Origin of the sequence: Bradyrhizobium vignae (assembly GCF_004114425.1) — a bacterium.
GTDB lineage: Bacteria > Pseudomonadota > Alphaproteobacteria > Rhizobiales > Xanthobacteraceae > Bradyrhizobium > Bradyrhizobium vignae.
The window spans coordinates 68006-75283 of the sequence record NZ_RDQF01000035.1 but is presented as its reverse complement, the minus strand read 5'-3'; the positions used below and the strand labels follow the sequence as shown (position 1 = coordinate 75283).

At 64.6% G+C, this 7278-nt stretch carries 8 protein-coding genes and 1 pseudogene; 2 read left to right on the top strand and 7 right to left on the bottom strand.

The window, feature by feature from the left end; all coding sequences use genetic code 11:
* Positions 1 to 287 (top strand): hypothetical protein (locus EAV90_RS40205; protein WP_208738543.1); only part of this gene is annotated, 287 nt, incomplete at its 5' end.
* A 445-nt stretch (positions 288 to 732) separates the two neighbouring features.
* On the opposite strand, the pseudogene EAV90_RS25705 reads toward EAV90_RS40205, so the two are convergent.
* The 5 genes and pseudogenes from EAV90_RS25705 to EAV90_RS25690 all read right to left on the bottom strand — a co-directional run.
* Positions 733 to 1065 (bottom strand): annotated as a pseudogene (locus tag EAV90_RS25705) (TonB-dependent receptor domain-containing protein); the annotation flags it as partial.
* Between the two features lie 65 nt (positions 1066 to 1130).
* Complete coding sequence (locus EAV90_RS25700; RefSeq protein WP_122406651.1) at positions 1131 to 1388, bottom strand: hypothetical protein; 258 nt, start codon at positions 1386 to 1388, stop codon at positions 1131 to 1133.
* 200 nt (positions 1389 to 1588) lie between these two features.
* Complete coding sequence (locus tag EAV90_RS25695; RefSeq protein WP_122403118.1) at positions 1589 to 1801, bottom strand: hypothetical protein; 213 nt, start codon at positions 1799 to 1801, stop codon at positions 1589 to 1591.
* Positions 1802 to 1952: 151 nt separating this feature from the next.
* Positions 1953 to 2129, bottom strand: a complete 177-nt coding sequence (locus tag EAV90_RS39685) for a hypothetical protein (protein ID WP_164937104.1) — start codon at positions 2127 to 2129, stop codon at positions 1953 to 1955.
* Between the two features lie 122 nt (positions 2130 to 2251).
* Positions 2252 to 3988, bottom strand: coding sequence for an adenylate/guanylate cyclase domain-containing protein (locus EAV90_RS25690; RefSeq protein ID WP_122403117.1), 1737 nt, complete (start codon positions 3986 to 3988; stop codon positions 2252 to 2254).
* Positions 3989 to 4268: 280 nt separating this feature from the next.
* Here EAV90_RS25690 and EAV90_RS25685 point away from each other — a divergent pair, with 280 nt between their 5' ends.
* Complete coding sequence (locus EAV90_RS25685) at positions 4269 to 6458, top strand: lytic transglycosylase domain-containing protein (RefSeq protein ID WP_122403116.1); 2190 nt, start codon at positions 4269 to 4271, stop codon at positions 6456 to 6458.
* A 75-nt stretch (positions 6459 to 6533) separates the two neighbouring features.
* Here the strand turns inward: EAV90_RS25685 and EAV90_RS25680 are convergent, their stop codons facing one another.
* Both EAV90_RS25680 and EAV90_RS25675 read right to left on the bottom strand, forming a co-directional pair.
* Positions 6534 to 6896 (bottom strand): hypothetical protein, encoded by a 363-nt coding sequence (locus EAV90_RS25680; protein WP_122403115.1) that lies wholly within the window; start codon positions 6894 to 6896, stop codon positions 6534 to 6536.
* Positions 6893 to 7081 (bottom strand): hypothetical protein, encoded by a 189-nt coding sequence (locus EAV90_RS25675; protein ID WP_122403114.1) that lies wholly within the window; start codon positions 7079 to 7081, stop codon positions 6893 to 6895. The genes EAV90_RS25680 and EAV90_RS25675 overlap by 4 nt, the downstream gene beginning before the upstream one ends.
* Positions 7082 to 7278 lie beyond the last annotated feature (197 nt).

Sequence of the window (7278 nt, the reverse complement as noted above, 5' to 3'; positions counted from 1 at the left end):
GCGAGCGCTTGGGCGGCACCTGCGCGAGCCTCCTCGAAAACGTCCGTATCAATCGATGCTCGCGCTACCTTAACGCCTATGGGGAAGACCGGGTGCTGACCTCGCACCCGCGGTCTGCTGCGCGAAAAGCACGCGCAAAGGAGACCGCACAGCAGCATACAGGTGGTGCCAATCACTCGGCCTTCCCTGCGCGATGGTCGGACGGCTTATGCCGCGCTCTCCCGGGAGCCGAATTCCTTCTGGCCTCCCTCACGCTCGCGGAATTCACCGGCAGCCGCGCCGGTTGACGCGACTGCCGCATCCGCAAGCGCTTGACCGTAGCAACGACGGCCAGGACCACACGGTTTTGCCGTACGCACGGCTCGTTGGCGCCACAGGGTTCGACGGCGTTGTGCACGTTGCCACCGAAATGCTGACGCGACGAACCTGACAGCGCCGCTCGTCCGCACGAAGCCTCGGGCTCACGGAGAGCAATCCGCCCTGCCCTTGACATCTCGTACACGACGCTGCTGCGTCCACCGCAAGCCCGGCTCGCGACAATGACGACCTCCATGATCGCCCCTCGAGAATGAGCCGGGATGGGCGATACATACGCCAATTCCGAATTTCGGTAAAGTGGAATATTTTCGCGCCCGTGGGTTGACAGAGAAGCGATACAGGCAACGATGGCGTAGAACGCGCTGAAGCCGATCGTCTGGTTCACGAGCCAGGCACCGGTGACGACGAGCAGCGACCACTGAGCTTGAGGTCGATCGTGCCATCCGCAGGGATTGGCTTCTGCGTTCCCGCCTGATCGTTGTCCATGCGGCGCTCGCACCAAAAGCGGGCGATGGCGTCGAATACAAGGTAATTCTGCCAGATGTTCCAGGTGACGCCTGCACTTGCGGTGTAGCGCGACACCAGCGGCAAGTCGTTGCCTGCCCAGCTGCCTTCGCGGAAGACAGCTCGCATATAGGCCACGCCGGAACGCACCAGCACTGCATCGTTGATGCGATAGGAGACACTGGTCTCCGAGCCATAACGGCGGGTCGGATCGAGATTGGTGTTGTAGAACAGGATCGGATTGACAGTGCAGTCCGCCCGCTCTGATCCACAGCCCGCCCCCGACGTCCCGAGGCGCCGCCGGCCGCTCAGGTCCGCCCGCGCAAACGCTGGGCCCGGGCCCAGGCGACAGCGACATCGTGTGGCGGGACATCGACGCGTTTGACAGGCGTCAATTCGCCGGACGCGGAGACGATCGCGGTCTCCTCGCGGCGGCAGCGCGTGCAGACAAAGCGGACCTCGTGCGGGGACGCAGACCAGCTCGTCCGCTTCACATTGGCCGCCATCGGCCAGGCATCGCAATGCGAGCACGACACCAGAAATCGACCTGGATCGAGCATACCCATTCCATCGGACTCCGCGCCTGCCCGCCCCATTCAATGATTAATTCATGTGAATCGTTCCGGTGTCCAAGCACCGCCAGCCTTTGACCTCGGGTCGCTATCGGTTCCCGCATCCGCAAGCGTCAAGTCTCGTGGGCGAGTGGCGCTGCGACTTCAGCAACCTCTTCGCGCGGTTGCGATCCCTGCAAAGCAGGTGGTTCCGCTCAGCGAGCTCCCTTGAGGGTGCAGGAGGTCGTGCAGGTGACCGTCGTGCCGCGGTCGCACGCCTTGCAGGCGCTGACGCACTGGTTCATGTCGCGTGGATTGTAACTGTAGTTCCGCATCGGACAGGTCGAATTCGTCGTGCCGGTGATGTCCTGCTCCTGATCGCAGGCCGCCGTCATGAGCGCAAATATGACCACTGCAACGAGGCGCATGGGATTGCCCTATCAGGCATGGCAACGACACTCGCGAGGCACGCTGCATTGCAACGAGCCCCGGCCTTCCCACCACGAGCCGTCGCCGATTCAGCGACGCCCGCATGCTTCAAGGATGCGCGCCAAACGTTAAGAACGGATTGCAGACGGCTTAGGCCGCAGCCCTGGTCGCGATCGCTTGCCGCATATCTCCCGCCAGCTGGCGGTACTGCTCCGCGAGCCTCAAATAGAACTCGCGCTTGGTGCTGTCGGTGGCGAGCTTGGCAATCAGCTCGCATTCGGCGGTGAGCGTCTCGAACCGTTCGAGCCTGTCCTCGAGATGTGTCATCGGCGTGTCCCCATAAGACGCCTGAGGGACGTCAAACCTAAGCCCGGGAAATAGGTCACGGCGAACATCGTTATGAACTAGCATCTTTTTTTCCGGCCCGGCATGCCGGACCGGAGGCGTGGCTATTTCTGCTCCAGCCGCCAGGCGCCATCCCAATTGGCATCCGGCGGATTGGCCGCAAACCGGGTGATGCGGCCGAGCATCGCGCGCGACGGGCCATCACCAGGCACCGCCTCGAGTGCCGCGTTGAAGGCGGCACGGGCTTCGTCGAAGCGCCGGGCACGATAGGCGGCGAGACCTTTGGCATAGTGCCTGCGCAGGCTCACTTGCGCATCGGTAAGCGCGCCCGGTTTCGCCATCACCTCGAAGATCGCCTGCGGCGCGCTTTGACCCGCGACCGCCAGACGATCGATCTCGCGCAATTCGAGCCGCGATCCAATCGCATCCGCAGTCGGCTGCGAGATCAGGATGCGGGTGCCGTAGACCTTGTTGACTGCCTCGAGCCGCGCGGCGAGATTCACGGCGTCGCCCATCACGGTGAAGCTCATCATCAGCTCGGAGCCGATGCTGCCGGTCAGGACCTCGCCGGTAGCGATGCCGATGCGCAGATCGCACGGCGCCGGCATGGCGCGGATGCCGAGCAGATCCGGCAGCTGCTTCTGCAGCGCGGGCACCTGGTCGGCCATCTCGACGGCGGCAAGGCCGGCGAGCAGCGCCTGCTCGTCCTCCTCGATGAAGGGCGGGCCCCAATAGGACATGATGGCGTCGCCGATATATTTGTCGATGACGCCGCGATTGCTCCTGATGGGAGCGGACATCACGGTGAAATAGTGGTTCATCACCTTGACGAGGCCGCGCGGGGTCATGCCCTCGCTCATCGAGGTGAAGCCGCTCATGTCGCAGAACATGATGGTCATCACCCGGCGCTCACCGTCGATGGCGACCTCCGGCCGGTCGATCAGACCCTGCACCACCTTCGGGTCGATGTAGCGACCGAAGGTCTCGCGGATACGCTCGTTGCGGCGCAGCTGCTCGATCATGCGGTTGAAGGCCGCGGCGAGCTCGCCGATCTCGTCCTGCGTCGAGACGGTGATGGGCTTGTCGAACCGGCCCGCCTCGACCTCGCGGGTGCCGGCCAGCAGCAGCCGTACCGGGCGCGTGATGCCGCTGCTCACCAGCAGCGCAAAGACAAATCCGACGATCGCCGCGAGCAAGGTCACGATGCCCGAGACGATGATCGCCTGATGCTGGCGGCTGATCACCTGCGATGTCGAGAAGAAGACCTGCGTCAGCATGTCGGAGCGGATCGCATCGATCTTCCGGTTGAACTGGTCGCGCAGCACGTCGATGTGCTCCAGCGTGCCGCGGGCCTCGGTCATCTGCCTCGCGTCGACCTGCTTGAGGAGCTTCGCATGGTCCTCACTCAGGTCGCGGCGCAACTCAGCGACGGCGGTTTCGATGCGGATATCGATACGCCCCAGCGCAGCATTGTCGGAATACGTCCTGGGGTCGTCGATGATCGCGTTGATCAGCTTGCGCGCGGCCTCCGCCTCCTCCTCGATCTTGCGGTCCGAGACCTCGAAATCGCGAACGCGCGCCGCGTAGGCCTCCTCGTCCGACGGTGCCTCCATCCTGGTCATGATCATCCGCCGCAACGCCAGCCCCCGCTCGAGCGAGCGAATATTGGCACGCGCCAGATGGCTGTAGGCCGGGATGTAACGGTTGGTGAGCTCGGCCAGGAGGACGCCGACCTGGCTCGACATCACCATCGACAGGACCGAGGTGACCAGCATCAGGACGATCAATCCGAGGGCGATGCCGACGATCTTGCGCCGGATCGACTGGTTGAAAATCGGCATAGGCGCGGAGGCCAAAAGGACGAGCGAGGGAACTCATACACGGATTTAGCTGTGGGAACACGCGCAATCTGCGCCGTCCTGACGTCCCGCCCAATCGTTAACGAAGATTAAAGACACAACCCCTCTTCCGCCATTTCGGAAGTTCCCCAGTTCCAATCCGTATTTTGCCGCATTGTTGCGACAGCTTGAGGATGCGACACGACGCTGATGCATCGTTGATTCGCAAGCCGCATGTCGTCGCGGACCTTGGTTTGTAGTGGTTTCGCAGGGGGACCATCGAATGAACCAGTGCCTACGCTCGCTCGCGTGTGTCGTTGCCGTGGCCGCGATGGCCTTCCTTCCTACTCAACTGGCGGCGAAGAGCAGTCAAAAATCCTCCGCGCCGAAGAAGGCGCATGAGGCGAAAGCCGGCAAGCACCGCCATGCCTCCGACGGCAAAGCGCGACGCGGCAAGCACGCCGAGGCCAAGCGCAAGCCGAAAAAGACGGTCGACGAGCCCGCGGACAAGCCGGCAGCGCCGCCGCTGACCGGCGATCTCGCCGCGCTGAAGGATGCCATCGATCTCGCGCGCAAGGGCAAGACGGATGACGCGAGCGCAGCGCGCGACCGCATCGCCGACCCCGCCGGACAGAAGCTCGCCGACTGGTTCATGCTGCGCCATTCCGAGAGCACCGCGAATTTCAAGCGTTACGCCGCCTTCCTCGCCGCCAATCCGGACTGGCCAAGCAGCGCGCTCTTGCGCCGGCGCGCGGAGGCGCGGCTGTGGCAGGAGAAGCTTGACGCCGCCACCGTGCACAAGTTCACGATGGACCGGCCGACCAGCGCCAAGGGCAAGTTCGCACTCGCTCGCGTGCTGCTCACCGAAGGCGAGACCGACAGGGCTGCACGGCTCGTGCGCGACGCCTGGCGCATGGACGAATTATCGGAGCGCAGCGAGGAGGACGCCTACGAGGCGTTCCGCGATCTCCTCACGGCGGACGATCATCGGGCCCGCATGGACAAGCGTCTCGGCGCCAAGGACTATGCCGGCGCCAGGCGCGCGGCCAAACGGCTCGGTGAGGATGCGCTCGCGATCGTCAAGGCCTGCGCGGCGGTCACCGGCAAGGCGAGCAAGACCAAGGACTTTCTCGATGACGTCTCCGCCGACGCGCGCCGCGATCTCGGCTACGTGCTGTGCCGCGCTCAATGGCACCTCCAGAAGGACCGCATCGACGACGCTGCCGAGGTGATCCTCGCCGCCGCGCCCGACACCTTGGCGGCCCAGGACACCGACGCCTGGTGGCGCGAGCGTCGCCTGCTCGCGCGCAAGCTGCTCGACCAGGGCAAGTTCAAGACTGCTTATGATGTGGTGCGCACCGCCGCGGTGCCTGATAAGGAAGTCTACCGCATCGACTACCACTTCATGTGCGGCTGGATCGCGCTGCGCTATCTCGACGATCCCAAGACGGCGATGGTGCACTTCGCCGCGATCGACGAAGGTTCGGTCAATCCGATCGCGCTGTCGCGGGCCCATTACTGGCGCGGCCGCGCCGCCGAGGCCATGGGCGCGACGGCCGATGCGCGCATGAGCTATCGGGCGGCGGCGCGCTATCAGACGGCCTATTACGGCCAGCTCGCCCGCGCAAAGCTCGGCCTCGACCGGATCGAGCTGCGTCCGCCCTCGCCTGTGCTGGCCTCGGCCGATACGCAGCCAACGGACGAGCGCGTGCGCGCGGCCGACATGCTCTACGCCATCGGCGAGCGCGACGTGGCGTTCTACTACGCCGAGGATTTTGCCCAGGAGAGCACCGACGTCGTGGCGCTCGAAGCGCTCGCCGAGCTTGCCGGCCGGCGCAACGATGCGCGCGTGATGCTGGAGGTCGGCAAATCGGCGCTGGCGCGCGGGTTCGCGCTCGACCACTACGCCTTCCCGACCATCGGCATCCCCGAGCACAAGCAGGTCGCGCCCGCGATCGAGACCAGCGTGATCTATTCGGTGGCGCGCACCGAGAGCTCGTTCAATCAGCGCGACAAGTCGCCGGCCAATGCCGTCGGATTGATGCAGGTGACGCCGGAAGCCGGCCGCGACACCGCCAAACGGTTCGGCCTCACCTATGACTGGGACAGGATGGTCTCCGATCCCGTCTACAACACGCAGATGGGCGCGGCCGAGCTCAGCGCGCTTCTGTCGGAATATCGCGGCAACCAGATCATGGCCTTTGCCGGCTACAATGCCGGCCGCGGCCGGGTGCGCGAATGGGTGCAGGCGCGCGGCGATCCCAGGGATCCCAATGTCGATCCGGTCGACTGGGTCGAGCGCATTCCGCTGTCGGAGACCCGCAACTACGTCCAGCGCGTGATGGAGAACGTGCAGGTCTACCGCGCAAGGTTCGAGGGCAGCGGCTTGGTCGCCGGCAAGAGCGACCAGCGCGTGGTTACGCACGAGGCCGGTGTAACGGCACCCGCGGCTGCCGCAGCACCCGCTCCCTAGTCGGCGCCGCCGGGGCTGGACGCACCGCCTGCAAGGATAGGGTGCTGCGGCTTCCACGCGAGTGCAGCCGCGCAGCTAGGTGTCACCTCCTCCCATCGTGATCAGATCGCGACCGTCCAAATATGCGCCGGTCAAGGCTCTCGCGAAGGTCCAGGCGTTGATCGTGCAGCTCCAGCACCAGACGGCACTCAGGACCGCCAACGTCTCGATCATGTTGCCGGCTGTGAGCTCGACGTTGCCGGCAGACGGCTCGGTCCGCCGAGGCACCGACCATTGCATCAACAACGTGACGAGCTCGTCGCGCCGGTAGCAATCGTAGTCACAGTAACGGCGCTGCGTCCGCGCATGCCGGACATAGCTGGAGCGGAGCGACCGCGAGCATGTGCTGCACGTGGCCGCGTGCAACGGGGGCTCGTGATTGACCACCACGAACTTCATGACGCCGCTCTCACGCCATCTTTCGCGAGCGCTTCGCAGAACAGCGCATAGCACTGATGGTCGCAGTAAGGCAGCCGGGTCGCGATCTCGCGGAGATAGCCGCCGCTGATCGGCTCGCGGCACTGCATGCACCAGGTCTGCCGGAACGGGGTCCGGCCGTTCACGAGGACGAACGCAAATCTCATGTGGCACCTCCCAAAGCAAAGCAGTAAACGCTGTCGAGCGGAGACAGTGCGGGTGGTGGAGCGCAAAGATGGTTTCGGCCGTCCGGATTATCCCTGTTTCGCTCCACCTTTTGCGGTGGGACCAGAATGTATCTCCCGTCCTCCCGGCGCCGGGCATAGATCTGACCGTCGACGTATTTGATGTCGGTCGGATAACA